This is a genomic window from Burkholderia sp. 9775_39 (genome assembly GCF_015712225.1).
GTDB classification, from domain to species: domain Bacteria; phylum Pseudomonadota; class Gammaproteobacteria; order Burkholderiales; family Burkholderiaceae; genus Burkholderia; species Burkholderia cenocepacia.
In genome coordinates this window covers 1-254 of the sequence record NZ_JACCQC010000132.1, presented here as the reverse complement: position 1 = coordinate 254, position 254 = coordinate 1, and the positions used below count along the sequence as shown (strand labels likewise).

At 61.0% G+C, this 254-nt stretch carries 1 pseudogene; it reads right to left on the bottom strand.

Going from position 1 to position 254, the window contains the following annotated elements:
- Positions 1-254: pseudogene (locus H0X90_RS36000) on the bottom strand (hypothetical protein); the annotation flags it as partial.

Sequence of the window (254 nt, the reverse complement as noted above, 5' to 3'; positions counted from 1 at the left end):
TGATTGACACCCGGTCTGCCAGGTGATCGCATGACGGGCCTTCCCGTTTGTTCCGAGCCCCATCCCAGTGGTCGTCCCATTCAACACCTCCAATCTGGAGATGTTGCGACGACCAGTTGAATCCGCCTTGCGACCCGCGGTCGCTATGGTGAATCAGGCCCGCCGGCGGTCGTCGGGTCACGACAGCGCGGAACAGCGCCTGCATGACCAGATTTTTCGTCATCCGCTCGCTCATCGCGTAGCCGACGATTTCG